Genomic DNA, 17113 nt, shown 5'->3' with positions numbered 1-17113 from the left:
TCTCAGCCGTCCCGCACCCCCCACCAGCGGAGAACTCCATGAACAACAACAGAAGAAGAGCGGCGCTCGCGGGCACGGTCCTGCTGAGCGCCTTCTCTCTGGGCGCAACACCCGTACAGGCGGCGGGCGACAGCGCGAGCGGCTCCCCGCAGCGCGTCATCGTCGTCATGCGCGACCAGCTCACCGACCTCCCGATGCGCACGCAGGCCGCGAAGCGCACCCAGGCCGCGGCCGACGACCAGGCGCCGGTCGTGGCCCAGCTGAAGAAGAGCGGGGCCACCCGCGTGCACGGGATGAGCCTGATCAACGCCGTCTCCGCCACGCTGGAACCGGCCGCGATAGCGCGGATACGCGAGGACTCACGGGTGGCCGCGGTCGTGCCGGACCTTCCGCTACGACGGCCCGGCGCGGACTTCGCCACCACGGCCTCCGCGGCCACCGCCACGGGCACGACCGCACCCGGCACCGTCTGCCCCAAGGATCCCGCCAAGCCCCTCCTCGAACCCGAGGCGCTCCAGTTGACGCACACCGATGCGGCACAGCGCACCGCCACCGGCAAGGGGGTCAAGGTCGCCTTCTTCGCCGAGGGCATGGACGCGGCCAACCCCGAGTTCGTCCGCCCCGACGGCAGCCGTGTGGTCACCGACTCCGAGGACTTCAGCGGGGACGGCGTGAACGCCGCCACCAGCGGCGGCGAGGCCTTCGGTGATGCCAGTGCCATCGCGGCACAGGGCAGCCGTACCTACGACATGTCCGCGCAACTGCCGTACGCCAAGCTCCCGAAGGGCTGCACCTTCCGGGTCCGCGGCTTCGCGCCCGGCGCGCAGCTGATGGACCTGAGGGTGTTCGGCGCGAACTCCTTCACCTCGGGCTTCGTACGGGCCATCCAGTACGCGGTGGAGCACCACGCGGACGTCCTCAGCCAGTCCTTCGGCTCCAACTTCTACCCCGACGCGGCCACCGACCCCGTCCGGCTGGCCGACGACGCCGCCGTCGCCGCCGGGGTGACGGTGGTCGCCTCCAGCGGCGACTCCGGGACATCCGGCACGGTGGGTTCACCGGCGAGCGACCCGAACGTGATCGGGGTCGGCGCCACCACGTCGTTCCGGCTGGCGGCCCAGGGCTACGGCTACCGCAAGTGGACCAGCGACAACATCACCGGGCTGTCCTCCGGCGGTACGACCCAGGACAACAAGCTGGTCGACCTGGTGGCGCCGGGCATGGTCGGCATGTCCGCCTGCACCGTCGACCCGCGCTGGAGCGACTGCGCCCTGCCCACCCAGGTGTTCGGCGGGACCAGCCAGGCGGCCCCCTTCGTGGCCGGCGCGGCGGCGGACGTCATCCAGGCGTACAAGGACGCGCACGGCGGGCTGCGGCCGTCGCCGGACCTGGTCAAGCGCATCCTGACCGGCACGGCGACCGACCTGCACGTCCCCGCCGACGAGCAGGGCGCGGGACTGCTGGACACCGGCGCGGCGGTCCGGGCGGCCAGGGCCCTGAACACCGTCGACCGACACGCCCCGCAACTGGTGCCGTCCATAGGCCAGTTGAACGTCATCGGGCAGCCGGCCGGCGAGCGGCGCACTTCCGTCACCCTCACCAACACCGCCGACCATCCGCAGCGGGTCACGATGACCTCCCGCACGGTCGGCGCGCAGACCTTCAGCAGCCGGCACAAGGTCACCGTCGCCTCCCCGCTCGCCGGGGACGACCGGGAGGGCAAGCTCGCCGCCCGGCCGTTCACCGTCAAGGTGCCGAAGGGAACCCCGCTCCTGGACGCCGAGATGGTGTGGCCCGGCACCGCGGACTCCGGCAAGCTCGCGCTGGTCCTGGTCGATCCGGCCGGAGCGCTGACACAGGTCAGCTACGACTACGACGGCTACGGGCTGCACAGCAACTACCAGCACGTCGACGTCCACGACCCGCGCCCCGGCACCTGGACCGTGAAGGTGGTGTGGAACAACGGCCGCATGCACCTTCAGGACAAGCCCCTGAAGCCGGGCAGCTACCGCGGTCCGCTCACCGTCCGCATCACCGGCCACCGCTACACCTCGGCCGGGGTCCCCGAGCAGACCCGGACCGTCCCGGCGGGCGGCATCGCGCGCTTCCCGGTACGGGTCCCGTTGCCGCGTACGGCCGGTGACACGCCCTTCTCCCTGCAGTTCGCCTCGGACACGGGGACCCGCCTGTCCCTCCCGGTGGCCCGCCGGACGCTGGTCCCCGTCGATCCGGCCCGCGGACACAGCACCTCCTTCGCCGCCACCATCACCGGCGGTGTCGGCCGGGACGTCGGCCAGACGAACGGCTACTACCTGGACGTGCCGCCCGGCAGGCGTGACCTGACCGTCGACCTCACCGCCGAGGACCCCGCCACCTCCCTGGTGTACTACCTGGTCAGCCCCGACGGCCAGATCCTCGCCCGGGACACCGACCGGACCGCGGGCGAGCACAGCGTCCCGACCAAGTACGCGAGCCTGACCGCCCACCGCCCGGCCGCGGGACGGTGGACGCTGATCGTCGGACTGCCCGACGCCGTCAGCGGCAAGGCCTTCAGCCAGAAGGTCACCGGAAAGGTCCGCCTCGACGCCATGAAGGCGACCGCTCCCGGCCTGCCGGACAGCCCGTCCCGCGTCCTCAAGCGTGGCAGCACGCTCACCGTCCCCGTCCGCCTGCCCAACTCGGGTCCGGCGGAGCGGCATTACTACCTCGACCCCAGGCTCGACACCACGGGCGAGATCGCTCTCGTCGAGAACGGCAGCGACAAGTCGGGGACGGCGAAGATCAACGACGGGGGCCTGGGCTGGTTCGTGCCCTCGCACACCACCAAGTTGGTCGCCACGGCCACCGCCGACCGCCCGGTCGACCTGAACATGTATCCCTGGACCGCTTCTCCCATGGTGTTCAGTGAGGCGGGCACCGGTGACACCACGGTCGCCACCGCCGTCGCCGGCCAGCTGGCCTCCGGGCTGTGGACCACCGAGGTGACCGATCCGGGCCCCTTCGGGGACAAGCCCGCGGGCAAGGGCACGGCGAAGGTCACGGTCACCGCCACGACCCAGTCGTTCGACCCGGCGGCCAAGGCCTCCACCGGTGAGTTCTGGGACCTCGACGCCGACTGGAACCCCGTCGTCGCCGCCGCGGGCAGGACGGCGACGATGAAGCTCACCCTGACCCCGACCGCCCCCGTCGGCACGGTCGTCCACGGCACGGTCTACGTCGACACCGACACGGCCTTCTCGGGCGTCATGGGGTCCGAGCTGATCGGGATCCCGTACTCCTACACCGTGGGCTGAGTCCTAGGGGCGGCGGGCGATCAGGAACGCCTGCTGCGACACCTCCTCGGGGCCGGGTTCGCGCACCGTCTGTGAGACGAGCGCGAACCCGGCCCCCCGGAGCAGCTCGACGATCTGCTCCGGCCGCCGCCTCAGGAAGGTCAGCGCGACGGGGCGCCCCCACGGTCGGTCGTGATGCCGGTCCTTGTCGCCGGCCTGGAAGGCGACGAGGAGATGTCCCCCGGGTGCCAGTACGCGGTTGAACTCGGCGAACAGACGGGGGAGTTGGTCCACAGGGGTGTGGATGGACGAGTAATAGGACACGGCACCGGCGAGCGCCCCGTCCGGAAGATCCAGTTCCAACATGGAGCCCCGCTCGAACCGCAGCCCCGGGTTCTCCCGGCGGGCGATGGCCAGCATCGACTCCGACAGGTCGAGGCCGAAGACGGACAGCCCGAGGGAGGCCAGGTATCCCGTGACCCGCCCGGGCCCGCATCCCAGGTCGGCCACCGTCCCGCCACCGCCCACGAGTTCGGCGAACCCGGCGATCATCGCCCGGTCCAGGGGCGCGTCGGCGAGTCCGTCCCGGAACTGCTCGGCGTAGTCCTCGGCGACGGTGTCGTAGAAGGTGCGGGTGGCGGCCACGAAATCGGTGTCGGTCATGGCCGGGGACCCTAGTGGCCCCTACTGACACTCACCCCACTCCAGCCGCCCGCAGTACGGCAGTTGTGGCCGCCGCCCCCAGCACCACGACCACGAACGGCGCCCTCCGCCAGGCCAGCACGGCTGCCACCAGCACCCCGACCGGCCGGGCCCATCCCGCGAACCCGCCGCCCTCCGTCAGCGCGCCCGTCGCCAGCAGGGCCACCAGCAGGACGATCGCGCCCGCCGACAGCAACTCCTGCAGCCGCTCCGGCAGTTCCACCCGCCCGTGCAGCGCCGGCCCGACCAGCCGGAAGGCGTACGTCCCGACCGCCATCGCCAGGATCATGGCGACCGTCGCGTTCACGCCGTCCTCCTGTTGCCGTGGAGGACCAGCCCGGCCAGGGCCACCAGCACCGGCACCCCCGCCGGGACCGCCGGGGTCACCGCCAGCGCCAGCCCGGCGCCGAGCAGCGCGGACCGCCGTATCGCGGGGGAGTCGCGCAGCGTGGGCAGCACCAGGGCGACGAGCACGGCGGGGAAGGCCGCGTCCAGGCCGTAGGTGCCGGTGTCGCCCAGCGCGCCCCCGGCGAGTGCCCCGGCCAGGACGCCGAGGTTCCACACGACGAACAGGCCGAGCCCGGAGATCCAGAAGGCCGCCCGGCGCCGGCCCGGATCCGGCTGGGCCAGAGCGAAGGCCACCGTCTCGTCGGTGACCAGATGAGCACCGAGGAAACGGGCGAGCCGGCCCCGGCCGAGGATGTCGGCGACAGCGAGGCTGAAGGCCGCCGTACGCGTGTTGAGCAGCAGGCCGGTGGCCGCCGCGGCGACCGGACCGCCCCCGGCCAGCAGGACGCCGATCGCGCTGAACTGGGCGGAGCCCGCGTACACGACCAGGGACATCACCACCGGCACCCATATCGGCAGGCCGCCGGTGACGGCGATCGCGCCGAAGGAGACGCCCACCACTCCGCTCGCGAGCCAGACGAGCGCACTGTCCCGGACCAAGGCTGTTCGCTCTGCCGTACGCATGTTCACTAGACTGGACGCCAGAGTCTTGTTCGTCAAGGCGAACGATCGTACCGATGGAGCGAACAGCATGTCCGACAGCCCGCCGCCCCGGCTCCCCCTGGACTGGATCGCCGCCTCCCTGCGCCGCGAACGCACCCGCGCCGGGCTCTCCCTCTCCGAGCTGGCCAAGCGGGCCGGAATCGCCAAGTCCACGCTGTCCCAGCTGGAGGCGGCGGGCGGGAACCCGAGCGTGGAGACGCTGTGGGCGCTGGGGGTGGCGCTCGGCGTGCCGTTCAGCGCCCTGGTGGAGCCGCCGGCACCGTCCGTGCGGGTGATCAGGGCGGGACAGGGGCCGAGCGTGGCCTCCGAGAAGGCCGAGTACATGGCCACCCTGCTCTCCGCGAGCCCGCCCGGGGCGCGCCGGGACATCTACCACCTGCGGGCCGAACCAGGGGCCGTACGGGAGTCGGATCCGCACATTCCGGGCTCGGTGGAGCATCTGATCGTGAGCACGGGGCGGATGAAGGCCGGTCCGGCCGGGGAGACGGTGGAACTGGAGCCCGGGGACTACATGGCGTACCGCGGGGATGTGCCGCACTCGTACGAGGCGCTGGAGCCGGGTACGACCTTCGTGCTCGTCATGCAGCACGTCTAGCACGCGCACGGGAAAAGGCAGGAGCCCCGCTGCCGTGCGGCGCGGGGCTCCTTGGGTACTGCATTTCAGGTCCGGATCAGAGGCTTGAGCGCCTATGAGACGGGATCACGATGAGACGGGATCGCTCAGACGGGGGTGACGTTCTCCGCCTGCGGGCCCTTCGGGCCCTGGGTCACGTCGAAGGAGACCGCCTGGTTCTCCTCCAGCGAGCGGAAGCCGCTCGCGTTGATCGCGGAGTAGTGGACGAAGACGTCGGGGCCGCCGCCCTCCTGGGCGATGAAGCCAAAGCCCTTTTCGGCGTTGAACCACTTCACGGTTCCGGTAGCCATAAGCCCTCCTTGGGCCCAAAAGGGTTGCCCTGCTCCAGAACCTGCAAGTGTGAAAACAGTGCCGCACAACTGCATTCTTCTGAAAACGACTAGAGCCTGCGGTTACATGCTCCGCAGGCTCTGTACTGCAAGGGAAACCAAACTGCAACTTGCGGCGAGCCTAGCACGCGGGCAGCCGAAAGCAATAGAGGCCAAGATCACGTCACTCGGATGTTTGAAGATCGCGGAGTGGTTGACCCTGGGGCTGAAGTCCGAAGCGTACCCCAAGGGGTCTAGTGTCGCGATGTGGACAATTCTCGCACCCGGCCGCGCGTCGGCCACATCCAGTTCCTGAACTGCCTGCCCCTGTACTGGGGGCTCGCGAGGACGGGCACGCTCCTCGACTTCGAGCTCACGAAGGACACCCCGGAGAAGCTCAGCGAGAAGCTGGTGCAGGGAGATCTCGACATCGGGCCCATCACCCTCGTCGAGTTCCTCAAGAACGCGGACGACCTGGTCGCCTTCCCCGACATCGCCGTCGGCTGCGACGGCCCGGTCATGTCCTGCGTCATCGTCTCGCAGGTCCCGCTGGACGAGCTGGACGGCGCAAGGGTGGCCCTCGGGTCGACCTCGCGCACCTCCGTGCGTCTCGCCCAGCTCCTCCTCGCCGAGCGCTACGGCGTGCGGCCCGACTACTACAGTTGCCCGCCCGACCTCAGCCTGATGATGCAGGAGGCGGAGGCGGCCGTACTCATCGGAGACGCGGCGCTGCGGGCGAACCTCCTCGACGGTCCGCGCTTCGGCCTCCAGGTCCATGACCTCGGCTCGCTCTGGAAGGAGTGGACCGGGCTGCCGTTCGTCTTCGCCGTCTGGGCCGCCCGCCGGGACTACCTCGCACGCGAGCCGGTCATCACCCGCAAGGTCCACGAGGCCTTCCTCGCCTCCCGGAACCTCTCCCTGGAGGAGGTCGGCAAGGTCGCCGAACAGGCGGCCCGCTGGGAGGACTTCGACGAGGAGGTCCTGGAGAAGTACTTCACGACGCTGGACTTCCGCTTCGGGGCCCCGCAGCTGGCGGCGGTCACGGAGTTCGCGCGCCGGGTGGGGCCCACAACGGGTTTCCCCGGGGACGTGAAGGTGGAACTGCTTCAGCCGTAACCTGCATCCGTACCTTTACGGGGACTTACGGGGGACGGGGAGGCGGGATGCAGCCGCTCGGCGTCGACGAGCCCACGACCGTGGGGCCCTACCGGCTGCTCGGACGGCTCGGTTCCGGCGGCATGGGCCGGGTCTATCTCGGCCGCAGTGCCGGGGGCCGCACGGTCGCGGTCAAGATCGTGCACCCGCACTTCGCGCTCGACGAGGAGTTCCGCGCCCGCTTCCGCCGCGAGGTGGACGCGGCACGCAGGGTGGGCGGGGCCTGGACGGCGCCGGTCCTCGACGCGGACCCGGAGGCGGCGGTGCCCTGGGTCGCCACCGGGTACGCGGCGGGCCCTTCCCTGGCCTCGGCGGTCGCGGACGGCGGCCCGCTGCCCGAGCATTCCGTACGGGTCCTGGGCGCGGGGCTGGCCGAGGCGCTGGCCGCCGTGCACGAACTGGGGCTCGTCCACCGGGACGTGAAGCCCTCCAACGTCCTGCTCACCGTCGACGGACCCCTCCTCATCGACTTCGGCATCGCCCGCGCCACCGACGGCACCGCCTCCCTCACCTCGACCGGTGTCTCCATCGGTTCGCCCGGCTACATGTCCCCGGAACAGATCCTGAGCAAGGGCATCTCGGGCGCGGCGGACGTCTTCTCCCTGGGCGCGGTCCTGGCGTACGCGGCCACGGGGGCGCCGCCCTTCCCCGGGGACTCCTCGGCCTCCCTCCTCTACAAGGTGGTGCACGAGGAGCCCGAACTCGGATCGCTGAGCGGTGAGTTGCGGGACGTCGTGGAGAGCTGCCTGGACAAGTCGGCGCAGGAGCGGCCGACTCCGGGCGAGGTGGCCCGGCGGCTGGCTCCGCAGGGCGCGGCGCGGCTGGTGGCGGCGGGGTGGCTGCCGGGGGCGCTGGTCGAGCAGCTGGGGCGCAGTGCCGTACAGCTGCTGAACCTCGAGGCGGCGGGGGAGCGGGCGGGGGAGCAGGCGTCGGGGCCGGTGGGGTTCAGCAGTCCTTCGGTGGGCGGGGGTTCGGCGGGCACGATGGGGGCGTTCGGGCCGCCGCCGGTGATGCCGGTCGTGTCCGCGGGGGCGCCTCCGGCCGCCGCGGCCGGGCCACCGTCGTATCCGGTCACGCCGCCGGCTCCCACGGGCACTCCCTCCGGGCACTCCGGGCCCTCCGTGCCCGAGCCCCGGGACGCGGTGCCGTACGAGACGGTGGTGCCCTCGGACCGGCGATCCGGTCCCGGAAAGCTCTCCGTCTCCGTGGCCGCCACCTCCGCACCCGGCACCAACGGGCGTGGCCGCCGGATGAGCTGCACGGTGGCGCTCGCGGTCGCGGGGGCGCTGGCCGCGGTGACCGTGGGCTCGGTGTTCCTGTTCGACCTGCTGCCGGGGCGGGGCCAGGACGACTCGGCGAGCTCCGGTCCCGGCAGCGACGCGTACTCCTCGGGGCCGACGTCCGTACCGTCGGCCTCCCTGCCGTCGGCGTCCTCCCCGGTCTCCCCGTCGCTGTCGAGCGAGCCGTCGAGCGGCCCGGCGGGACCGACCGCGGTCCCCGCCCGCTATCTCGGCACCTGGGAGGGCCAGGGCACGGGTCTCGGCGGGAGCCTGCCGATGGGGACCTTCCGCATCACCGTCAAGAAGGCGAGGATCGGCGAGGAGTTGGGCCGCCTCCAGCAGACCGACGCGATCGGCGCGGTCTGCACCGACGTCCTCACCCTGAAGAAGGTCACCGACACCGAACTCGTCACCACGGCCGTGGGCGCCGCGGACAACCACGCCGGCTGCAACCCCACCGCCCACACCGTCCGCCTCACCACGGTGGGCGACGACCTGAAGTACACCTCGGAGAGCGAGGCCGAGGGATACCCAGAGGCACGGATGTCGAAGGTCGGGCGGTGACGCAGCTGCTCGTCGTCATGGCCGCGCTGTGGGGAGCGGCGACGGGCGCGTTGCTGCCGCGCGCCGCCTACCGCTTCTCCGTCCCGTCCGGACAACCGTGGCGCGGGACCTGCCCCGAGGGGCACCCCCTGGGCGGCTGGCCGGGCGGCTGGCTGGGGCGGGCGAGCTGCGGTAACTGCGGTCCGCGGCAGCCGTACGGTCGCGGCACCCTGCTCCTGTCCACCGTCACCGCCCTCCTCTGCGCCGCCCTCGCCGCCGCCACCGGCACCCGCCCGGAGATCGCCGTCTGGCTGCTGCTCGTCCCCGTGGGCGTGCTGCTCGCCGTCGTCGACCTGCGCGTACGACGACTGCCCGACCCGCTCACCCTCCCCCTCGCGGCCGCCGCGCTCGCACTGCTCGGGGTCGTCTCCTTCGTGCCGGAGCACACCGGGAGCTGGTCGCACGCCCTGTTCGGCGCCCTCGCCCTCGGCGCGGGCTACTGGGTGCTGTGGCGGGTCAACCCGGGCGGCATGGGCTTCGGCGACGTGAAGCTGGCGCTCGGGGCGGGGGCGGTCCTGGGCTGGTACGGCTGGGACACCGTGCTCCTGGGGACCTTCGCGGGCTTCCTGCTCGGCGCGCTCTACGGCGGTGCCCTGGTCCTGGTGGGCAAGGCCGGGCGCAAGACGGCGATCCCGTTCGGGCCGTTCCTGATCACGGGGGCGTACGCGGGGCTGCTGATCGGTGCGTACGCGGCCTGAGAGCGGGGCGGACGCGGCCTGGGAACGGCGCTGACGCGGCCTGAGAACGGTGCTGACGCGGCCTGACATCCGGCTTGTCACAGGGCTGGCGTAGGCTGGCCCAGACCGCCAGAACCCTTGACGAAAGGCACGCCCCGGTGACCGAGAAGGCCGACCTTCAGTCCGTCCTCGACCGTGCCGCCGAGGGTGGGCGCATCACTCCGGAGGAGGCGCTCGACCTCTACCGCGACGCCCCGCTGCACGCGCTGGGCTCCGCCGCGGACGCGGTGCGCCGCCGTCGGTACGCGGGCACGGAGCACATCGCGACGTACATCATCGAGCGGAACATCAACTACACCAACGTGTGCGTCACGGCGTGCAAGTTCTGCGCCTTCTACGCCCCGCCCACCGCCAAGGACAAGGGCTGGACCCGCGACCTGGACGACATCCTGCGCCGGTGCGCGGAGACCGTCGAGCTCGGCGGCACGCAGATCATGTTCCAGGGCGGCCACCACCCCGACTACGGCGTCGAGTACTACGAGAAGCACTTCGCCGCCATCAAGCAGGAGTTCCCCCAGCTGGTGATCCACTCGCTGGGTGCGTCCGAGGTCGAGCACATGGCCCGGATCTCCAAGGTGAGCGTCGAGGAGGCCATCCAGCGCATCCACGCGGCCGGCCTCGACTCCTTCGCGGGCGCCGGTGCCGAGATGCTCCCCGAGCGCCCCCGCAAGGCCATCGCGCCGCTCAAGGAGTCCGGCGAGCGCTGGCTGGAGATCATGGAGACGGCGCACAACCTGGGCGTGGAGTCCACCTCCACCATGCTCATGGGTACCGGCGAGACCAACGCCGAGCGCATCGAGCACCTGCGCATGATCCGTGACGTACAGGACCGCACGGGCGGCTTCCGGGCCTTCATCCCGTACCTCTACCAGCCGATGAACAACCACCTGAAGGGCCGCACCCAGGCCACGATCTTCGAGTACCTGCGGATGATCGCGATCTCCCGGCTCTTCATGGACAACATCGCCCACATCCAGGGCTCCTGGCTGACCACCGGCCAGGACGCGGGCCAGCTGACCCTGCACTACGGCGCGGACGACCTCGGCTCGGTCATGCTGGAGGAGAACGTCGTCTCGGCGGCCGGCGCCAAGCACCGCTCCAACCTCCAGGAAATGATCGACATGATCCGCACCGCGGGTCGGGTCCCGGCCCAGCGCGCCACGACGTACGAACACCTCGTCGTCCACGACGACCCGGCGAACGACCCCGTCGACGCGCGCGTGATGTCCCACATCTCCTCCACGGCGATCGAGGGCGGCACGGCCCACCCCGAGCTGAAGATCCTCGCGTCCAACTAGGCGTGCGGTGCTGACGATCCACACCGCCGACCTGCTGATCCCGGGCGGCGGAAAGCCGCCGCTGCCCGGTGGGGCGGTACTGGTCGAGGGGCGGCAGCTCGCGGCCGTGGAGGTCTACGACGACATGGTGGCCGCACACCCTTCCGCGAGGGTCCGCCGCTGGCCGGGAGTTCTCGCCCCTGGCCTGGTGAACCCGTACGGTCCGGAGCTGTTGGAGCAGGCCTACCATCCGGACCCGCGCGAGGAGTTGGGCAGCGAGCCGATCTCGGGCGAGGCGCTGGAGTCCCTGGACATGACGGACACGCGGTGGGGTGCCAGCGCGAGGCGCGGTGTGCAGCGGTTGCTGGCGCAGGGGACGGTGGCGGTGGTGGGGCCCTTGCGGCGCCCCGCGGTGATCGACGCCGTCCACAGGTCGGGCCTGACGATCGAGCACAGCTTCACGGAGGAGCCCCTGATCCCGCTGCTCCCCGGCATGGAGGCGACCTTCGCCGCCTTCGAGACCCAGGACCTGACAGCCTGCGTGGCCACGGTGATCAAGGGCCGCCTGCTGCACCGGCGCAGGTAGGGGCCATCGGTACTCCTGCCGCACTCCTGCCGCGGCTCGTGACCATGGAGGCGGAGGCCTCCGGTCGGTAGCCTGCCGATGTGGCCGAGTCCTGGAAAGAGCAGGTACGAGGTCTCTGATGCCGGGAGGGAGATGCATCCGGCGAACGGAGGGGGCGACGCCTGTGGTTCCGGTGGCGCCCGAGCCGAGCCGAGGCCCTCAACCGGACAATGCCTCCCCGAACGCCCCGGCATCCTGAGAAACCCCGCTGCAGTTGGTCAGCGGGTCGTCCTCGTCCGAGTTCCCCGACTCGCACTCCTGATCCCGGAACGTCGACCACATCGACACCCACGCCACCTCCTTCGACGCCGCGAACTCCCGCACCTGCGCCGCGTCGGACAACGTGAACGTCTCCCCGCTCACGTCATTCGTCCCGATCATCGAGGTGAGCGCCATGGCCCGCCACGCAGTGGAGTCGGACGTACCGAAGACCGACTTCAACTGCGTCTGCGCCGCCTTCGCCGAAGTGATCGCGTAGGACCCCATGTCCCCGTCGTACGACTCCCCGTAGTTCATCGTCATGATGTTGACCGTCGACACCTGAACCGACTTGTTGTTCGCGGACTCCAGCAACGCCACGCTGTCGTCGTCGAGCCCGGACGGCATCACGGGAAGCGTGAACGACACGGCGAGATCGCTCCGTTCCTTCTGGAGCAACGCGATCGCCTGGGACCGCAGATCCACCGAGTCCGAGTCGGTCAGCGCGTCCCCCTCGATGTCGAAGTCGGCGAGCGAGGAACCGGCCGCGTCCAGCGCCTTCCCATAAGCCGCCGCGAGCTTCGCCGCACTGGAGCAGGTCTCGGCCAGTTCCTTCCCGGACGCCCCGCCGAAGGACACCCGCACCTCCGCGCCGCCCTTCTTCAGTGCGCTGATCCGGGACCTGACGGAGGAGTCGCCGACCGCCGACGTGCCGTTCCAGGACGGTGTGCAGTCAGTCCCGTCGGCGATCACGAACGCGAGGTTGTAGACCGAGGGCGAGCCTGCGGAGTCGTTGTCCGAGGCCTCGGTGGCGCTGACGTACGGGGCGTACGAGGTGCCGGCTGACGAGGTGCCGGTCGACGAGGTGCCGGCTGACGAGGTGCCGCTTGACGAGGGCCGTTCGGACTCCGCGGAACACCCCGTGGCGGCCAGGGCAAACAGACACGTAAACCCGGCGGCCGACCTCAGGAAACCCCGCATTGTTCATGCACCCGCTCTCGTGATGTTCGTCTCAGGCTCGAAACAAAGGCTCATTCAAGAAGAGAACGTCTCATACGGAGCCGTTGTTCAAAGCAGCAGTCGATCCATAGGGAATCCACGGGCGGCATTGCGCGAATCAGGCCAATCGGGCGAAATGAACGGGGCATTCGGTGCACTTGCCGCCATGGCGACCTGCGCAGGCGTTCACGGAGTCTCTCAGGAAAAAGACAGGTTAAGGCGTTTCTCATATGCGTCTCACAAGAACGGCCGACTCGGTCACATAAAGACTCCTTAATGTCTGGGGAATGCATTCCGAGACTGCCACCGAAAACCGTGCGGACACGCGCGGTCGCCGCCGCAAACGCGGTAGTAACGGGCCCGCCGACGGTCCCGTGTTCGTTGACAACTCCGGACGCCGCTCCAAGTTGCTGCGCCGGATCGGCCTTCTCCTCGGCGTCCTGTCCCTCGGGTACGCCGTCGTGCTGGGCCTGGCCTTCATGGGCATCGGCGTCTCCAGCACGACCCTGCTGCCCTTCGCGGGCGGCGGCCCCGGCGCCTCGAACTCCGGCCCCGGCGGCCTCCGGCCACAGGGCGGTGTCGGCACCCCGCCGTCGAGGCCCACGGGCACCCCGCCCGTCGGCACCGCCACGGGCGCTCCGCCGACCGCCGCCCCCACCGCGACCGCCTCCGCGGCCTCCAACTGACCGGAACGGGGCCCACCACATGACCACGACGACGCCCTCCCGCGGCCGCCGGCGTGCCCCCTCCCGCATCGAGCGGGCGGCGGGCAAGGCCGCGGCGCTGCAGAAACCGCGGGTCCTCCTCGCCCTGCTGCTCCTGCTCGGCCTGACCAGCGTGATGCTGCTCGACGGCTATCTGCGCGCCGAGGTCGGCGGCGACGAGCGGGTGCGCGACGGCGCCAGCTCCAGCAAGGTCCCCGACGAGATCATCAACGGCGGGCCGATCATCAGCTTCCGGGGCGGCCAGGCGACCACGACCTCCGTACCGTCCAAGACGATCGCGCTCACCTTCGACGACGGCCCGAACCCGACGTACACCCCCCAGGTGCTGGAGATCCTGGAGAAGTACGACGTCCCGGCGACCTTCTTCCTGGTGGGCTCGATGGTCTCGCGCTACCCGGGGATCGTGAAGGACATGGTCGACCAGGGCAATGAGGTGGGCATCCACACCTTCACCCACGTCGACCTCTCCTACCAGAGCGACGCCCGCATCCGGCGCGAGATGACCCAGACACAGCTCGCCCTCGCGGGCGCGGCCGGCATCACCACCACGCTGTTCCGGGCGCCGTACTCCTCCGAGACGGACGCGATCGACAACTACAGCTGGCCCGTCTACAAGAAGCTCGGAGAGGAGGGCTACACCAGCGTCTTCGTCGACACCGACAGCGACGACTGGAAGAAGCCGGGCGTCGCGAAGATCGTCAAGTGGGCCACCCCGTCCGGGACCTCGGGCGCCGCGGTGCTGATGCACGACGCCGGCGGCGACCGTGAGCAGACGATCAAGGCGCTGCCGGAGTACATCGAGAAGATGCGGGCGAAGGGCTACACCTTCACCACCATCAGCGGGGTCATCGAGGCGCAGAACACCAACGGCGCTCCGGCGGGCGGGCAGACGGGCCGGCAGCCCCAGGGGGCGGCCAACGGCCCGAGCACCGACGGCACCGACCGTCTCCAGGCCGCGCACCGCGAGGCCACCGGCACGACCCTCTACGAGGGCAAGGCGCTCGTCGCGGCCGTCGCCGTCGCCGAGTACACCGTGCCCACGCTGTCGGTCGGACTCGTGATCGTGGGCGTGGCCGTCATGGGCCGGTTCGGGATGATGCTGATCCTCGCCCGCCGCCACTACAGACTGCGCAACAAACGTCGCTTCAGCTGGGGACCCACGGTCACCCGGCCGGTGACGGTGATCGTCCCGGCGTACAACGAGAAGGAGTGCATCGCCAACACTCTGGAGTCGTTGTCGAAGAGCACCCATCCGATCGAGATCATCGTGGTCGACGACGGCTCGTCGGACGGCACCTCCGAGATCTCGCGCGAGGCGGCCCGGGCCCTCGGCATGACGAACGTGCGGGTCATCCGCCAGGACAACGCCGGCAAACCGGCCGCCCTCAACAACGGTGTCCGCAACGCGAGTTACGACATCGTCATCATGATGGACGGTGACACGGTCTTCGAACCGGACGCCGTGCACCAGCTGGTGCAGCCCTTCGCCGACCCCGAGGTCGGCGCGGTCGCCGGAAACGCCAAGGTCGGCAACCGCGACACGGTCATCGGCGCCTGGCAGCACATCGAGTACGTGATGGGCTTCAACCTCGACCGCCGGATGTACGACCTGCTGCGCTGCATGCCCACCATCCCGGGTGCGATCGGCGCGTTCCGCCGCGAGGCGGTCCTCCAGGTCGGCGGCATGAGCGAGGACACCCTCGCCGAGGACACCGACATCACCATCGCGATACATCGCGCGGGCCGGCGGGTCGTCTACCAGGAGCACGCACGCGCGTGGACCGAGGCGCCCGGCTCCCTCAAGCAGCTGTGGTCGCAGCGCTACCGGTGGTCGTACGGCACCATGCAGGCGCTGTGGAAGCACCGCAAGTCCCTCACCGACAAGGGGCCCTCGGGCCGCTTCGGCCGGGTCGGCATGCCGCTGGTGGTGATCTTCCAGATCGTCACGCCGGTCTTCGCCCCGCTGATCGACGTGTTCACCGCCTACTCGATGATCTTCATCGACTTCCGGGCGGCGCTGTACGCGTGGCTCGCGGTCCTCGGCATCCAGTTCGTGTGCGCGGCGTACGCCTTCAGGCTGGACAAGGAGAAGTACCGCTATCTGCTGATGATGCCGCTCCAGCAGCTGGCCTACCGCCAGATGATGTACCTCGTCCTCATCCACTCCTGCATCACCGCCCTGACCGGCGGCCGCCTGCGCTGGCAGAAACTGAAGCGGACCGGCGAGGTCGGCACCCCGGCGGGGGTCGGCTGATGAGCTGGGAGCAGCAGGACTACCCGCAACAGGGGTACGGCCAGGAGTACGGGTACTCGGGGTATCCGCAGCAGTCGTATCAACAGCACACCTACCCGCAGCAGCCGTATCCACAGGATCACGTCGCCCCCGGGTACTACGGACAGGGCGTGCCGGACGCCACGTCCCCGTTGCCGGTGGTGGAGCCGGAGCCGGAGCCACCGGTTCTCGATGCCCCCGCTGACGCCGAGGCGGAGGAGGAGAAGCCTCCGTCTCGGCCCCCGGGCCGAGACCGCTACTTCGACACGCTGCGGGCCGTCGCCCTGATCCGCGTCGTCACCTATCACACGTTCGGGTGGGCCTGGGCCGGCATGGTCTTCCCCTCCATGGGCATCATGTTCGGCCTGGCCGGGACACTCATGGCGAAGTCCCTGGAGCGCCCCGCGGCCACGGTCGTCAGGAGCAGGCTGCGCCGCCTGCTGCCCCCGTTCTGGTTCTGGGGCGCCTTCGTGGTCCTCGCGATGCTGGTCCACGACTGGATGCCGGGCTGGCAGATCGTCTACTGGATCGTGCCGCTCGGCGATCCGCCGGGCAACGCGTGGGGCGAGCAGGCCTGGGAGATCCTCTGGTACCTGCGGACGTACCTGTGGTTCGTGCTGCTGTCCCCGGTGCTGCTGAAGGTGTTCCGGTCGGCTCCCGTTCCGGTCCTGATGATGTCCCTGGCCCCCATCGTGGTCTTCCAGTTCCTGTGGGAGCCGCCGGACGACCGCCTCGGCAGCGCGTTGACCGACCTGGCCACCTTCCTGTTCTGCTGGATCCTCGGTTTCGCCCACCGGGACGGGATCCTGGAGAGGCTGAAGCCGGCCGCCGTCGTCCTGCTCTCGCTCGCCGCGATCGCCTTCGGCGGCTGGTACGCCTTCACCCACCAGGCCGAGACGGGCTCGTACGACCTCGACGACATCCCCCTCGCCCAGGCCTTCTGGTCCGCCGGGTACGTGACGCTCCTGATGTGGGCCAAGTCGTGGTTCGGGATCGACTTCGCCTGGCTGACCCGCTTCCGGCGGACCGACCGGGTCGTCACGGTCTTCAACTCCCGCGCGGTGACGATCTACCTGTGGCACGAGATCGCGCTGATCCTCGCCGTGCCGCTGATCGACCAGTTCTGGAACGTGCCCGCGTTCGAGAAGTGGCTGCCGCTGGAGAGCCAGTGGTTCATGTTCGGCATCGGGTGGGTCCTGATCGCGGTGTTCGTGGTGCTGTGCGGATGGGTGGAGGACGTGGCCGGGAAGAAGAAGCCGCGGCTGCTGCCGGGAGGGCGTCGGGCTTCGTCGTGAGGGCGGCTGCAAGAATGGGG

15 protein-coding genes are annotated in these 17113 nt (G+C 70.4%); 10 read left to right on the top strand and 5 right to left on the bottom strand.

Annotated features, from left to right (window positions below):
* Positions 1 to 38: 38 nt before the first annotated feature.
* Positions 39 to 3293 (top strand): S8 family serine peptidase, encoded by a 3255-nt coding sequence (locus D1369_RS16895; protein ID WP_007383946.1) that lies wholly within the window; start codon positions 39 to 41, stop codon positions 3291 to 3293.
* A 3-nt stretch (positions 3294 to 3296) separates the two neighbouring features.
* Here D1369_RS16895 and D1369_RS16890 read toward each other — a convergent pair whose 3' ends face one another.
* The 3 genes from D1369_RS16890 to D1369_RS16880 are packed head-to-tail and all read right to left on the bottom strand — an operon-like array spanning position 3297 to position 4946.
* Positions 3297 to 3935: a class I SAM-dependent methyltransferase gene (locus D1369_RS16890; protein ID WP_118082514.1), complete on the bottom strand. Its 639-nt coding sequence runs from the start codon at positions 3933 to 3935 to the stop codon at positions 3297 to 3299.
* Between the two features lie 31 nt (positions 3936 to 3966).
* Complete coding sequence (locus D1369_RS16885) at positions 3967 to 4281, bottom strand: AzlD domain-containing protein (protein ID WP_007383947.1); 315 nt, start codon at positions 4279 to 4281, stop codon at positions 3967 to 3969.
* A complete protein-coding gene (locus D1369_RS16880) occupies positions 4278 to 4946 on the bottom strand; it encodes an AzlC family ABC transporter permease (RefSeq protein WP_037903571.1) in 669 nt (222 codons plus the stop codon). Before D1369_RS16880 ends, D1369_RS16885 begins: the two co-directional genes overlap by 4 nt.
* A gap of 67 nt (positions 4947 to 5013) precedes the next feature.
* Between D1369_RS16880 and D1369_RS16875 the strand changes: the two genes are divergently transcribed.
* A complete protein-coding gene (locus tag D1369_RS16875; RefSeq protein WP_037901066.1) occupies positions 5014 to 5580 on the top strand; it encodes an XRE family transcriptional regulator in 567 nt (188 codons plus the stop codon).
* Between the two features lie 125 nt (positions 5581 to 5705).
* On the opposite strand, the gene D1369_RS16870 is transcribed toward D1369_RS16875, so the two are convergent.
* Positions 5706 to 5909: a cold-shock protein gene (locus tag D1369_RS16870; protein ID WP_003998944.1), complete on the bottom strand. Its 204-nt coding sequence runs from the start codon at positions 5907 to 5909 to the stop codon at positions 5706 to 5708.
* A 285-nt stretch (positions 5910 to 6194) separates the two neighbouring features.
* On the opposite strand from D1369_RS16870, the gene D1369_RS16865 reads away from it, so the two are divergent.
* The 5 genes from D1369_RS16865 to D1369_RS16845 all read left to right on the top strand — a co-directional run bounded on the left by D1369_RS16865 (position 6195) and on the right by D1369_RS16845 (position 11565).
* Entirely contained in the window at positions 6195 to 7043 is an 849-nt protein-coding gene (locus tag D1369_RS16865) for a menaquinone biosynthesis protein (RefSeq protein WP_007383949.1), read from the top strand.
* 47 nt (positions 7044 to 7090) lie between these two features.
* The gene (locus tag D1369_RS16860; protein ID WP_118082513.1) at positions 7091 to 8926 is read left to right on the top strand and encodes a serine/threonine-protein kinase; all 1836 of its coding nucleotides are present in this window, start codon (positions 7091 to 7093) and stop codon (positions 8924 to 8926) included.
* Positions 8923 to 9663, top strand: a complete 741-nt coding sequence (locus D1369_RS16855) for an A24 family peptidase (protein ID WP_240436078.1) — start codon at positions 8923 to 8925, stop codon at positions 9661 to 9663. The genes D1369_RS16860 and D1369_RS16855 overlap by 4 nt, the downstream gene beginning before the upstream one ends.
* Positions 9664 to 9800: 137 nt before the next feature.
* On the top strand, positions 9801 to 11000 hold the full coding sequence (gene mqnC / locus D1369_RS16850; protein WP_007383952.1) for a cyclic dehypoxanthinyl futalosine synthase: 1200 nt from the start codon (positions 9801 to 9803) through the stop codon (positions 10998 to 11000).
* A gap of 7 nt (positions 11001 to 11007) precedes the next feature.
* Positions 11008 to 11565, top strand: coding sequence for a hypothetical protein (locus D1369_RS16845; RefSeq protein ID WP_007383953.1), 558 nt, complete (start codon positions 11008 to 11010; stop codon positions 11563 to 11565).
* A 198-nt stretch (positions 11566 to 11763) separates the two neighbouring features.
* On the opposite strand, the gene D1369_RS16840 is transcribed toward D1369_RS16845, so the two are convergent.
* On the bottom strand, positions 11764 to 12783 hold the full coding sequence (locus D1369_RS16840; RefSeq protein ID WP_007383954.1) for a chitinase: 1020 nt from the start codon (positions 12781 to 12783) through the stop codon (positions 11764 to 11766).
* 392 nt (positions 12784 to 13175) lie between these two features.
* Between D1369_RS16840 and D1369_RS16835 the strand changes: the two genes are divergently transcribed.
* The 3 genes from D1369_RS16835 to D1369_RS16825 are packed head-to-tail and all read left to right on the top strand — an operon-like array spanning position 13176 to position 17093.
* Positions 13176 to 13487, top strand: a complete 312-nt coding sequence (locus D1369_RS16835) for a hypothetical protein (RefSeq protein WP_037901072.1) — start codon at positions 13176 to 13178, stop codon at positions 13485 to 13487.
* A gap of 19 nt (positions 13488 to 13506) precedes the next feature.
* Positions 13507 to 15780, top strand: a complete 2274-nt coding sequence (locus D1369_RS16830; protein ID WP_037901077.1) for a bifunctional polysaccharide deacetylase/glycosyltransferase family 2 protein — start codon at positions 13507 to 13509, stop codon at positions 15778 to 15780.
* Positions 15780 to 17093, top strand: a complete 1314-nt coding sequence (locus D1369_RS16825) for an acyltransferase (RefSeq protein ID WP_007383956.1) — start codon at positions 15780 to 15782, stop codon at positions 17091 to 17093. Before D1369_RS16830 ends, D1369_RS16825 begins: the two co-directional genes overlap by 1 nt.
* Positions 17094 to 17113: the final 20 nt, after the last annotated feature.

It is taken from the genome of Streptomyces sp. CC0208 (assembly GCF_003443735.1).
Classification (GTDB): Bacteria; Actinomycetota; Actinomycetes; order Streptomycetales; family Streptomycetaceae; genus Streptomyces; species Streptomyces sviceus.
The sequence above is the reverse complement of the archived record's forward strand: the minus strand, read 5'-3'. Positions and strand labels throughout refer to the sequence as shown.

Coding starts and splice junctions, on each gene's coding strand:
- D1369_RS16895 (WP_007383946.1), top strand. CDS start 39: ATGAACAACAACAGAAGAAGAGCGGCGCTCGCGGGCACGGTCCTGCTG.
- D1369_RS16890 (WP_118082514.1), bottom strand. CDS start 3,935: ATGACCGACACCGATTTCGTGGCCGCCACCCGCACCTTCTACGACACC.
- D1369_RS16880 (WP_037903571.1), bottom strand. CDS start 4,946: ATGCGTACGGCAGAGCGAACAGCCTTGGTCCGGGACAGTGCGCTCGTC.
- D1369_RS16875 (WP_037901066.1), top strand. CDS start 5,014: ATGTCCGACAGCCCGCCGCCCCGGCTCCCCCTGGACTGGATCGCCGCC.
- D1369_RS16870 (WP_003998944.1), bottom strand. CDS start 5,909: ATGGCTACCGGAACCGTGAAGTGGTTCAACGCCGAAAAGGGCTTTGGC.
- D1369_RS16860 (WP_118082513.1), top strand. CDS start 7,091: ATGCAGCCGCTCGGCGTCGACGAGCCCACGACCGTGGGGCCCTACCGG.
- D1369_RS16840 (WP_007383954.1), bottom strand. CDS start 12,783: ATGCGGGGTTTCCTGAGGTCGGCCGCCGGGTTTACGTGTCTGTTTGCC.
- D1369_RS16830 (WP_037901077.1), top strand. CDS start 13,507: ATGACCACGACGACGCCCTCCCGCGGCCGCCGGCGTGCCCCCTCCCGC.
- D1369_RS16825 (WP_007383956.1), top strand. CDS start 15,780: ATGAGCTGGGAGCAGCAGGACTACCCGCAACAGGGGTACGGCCAGGAG.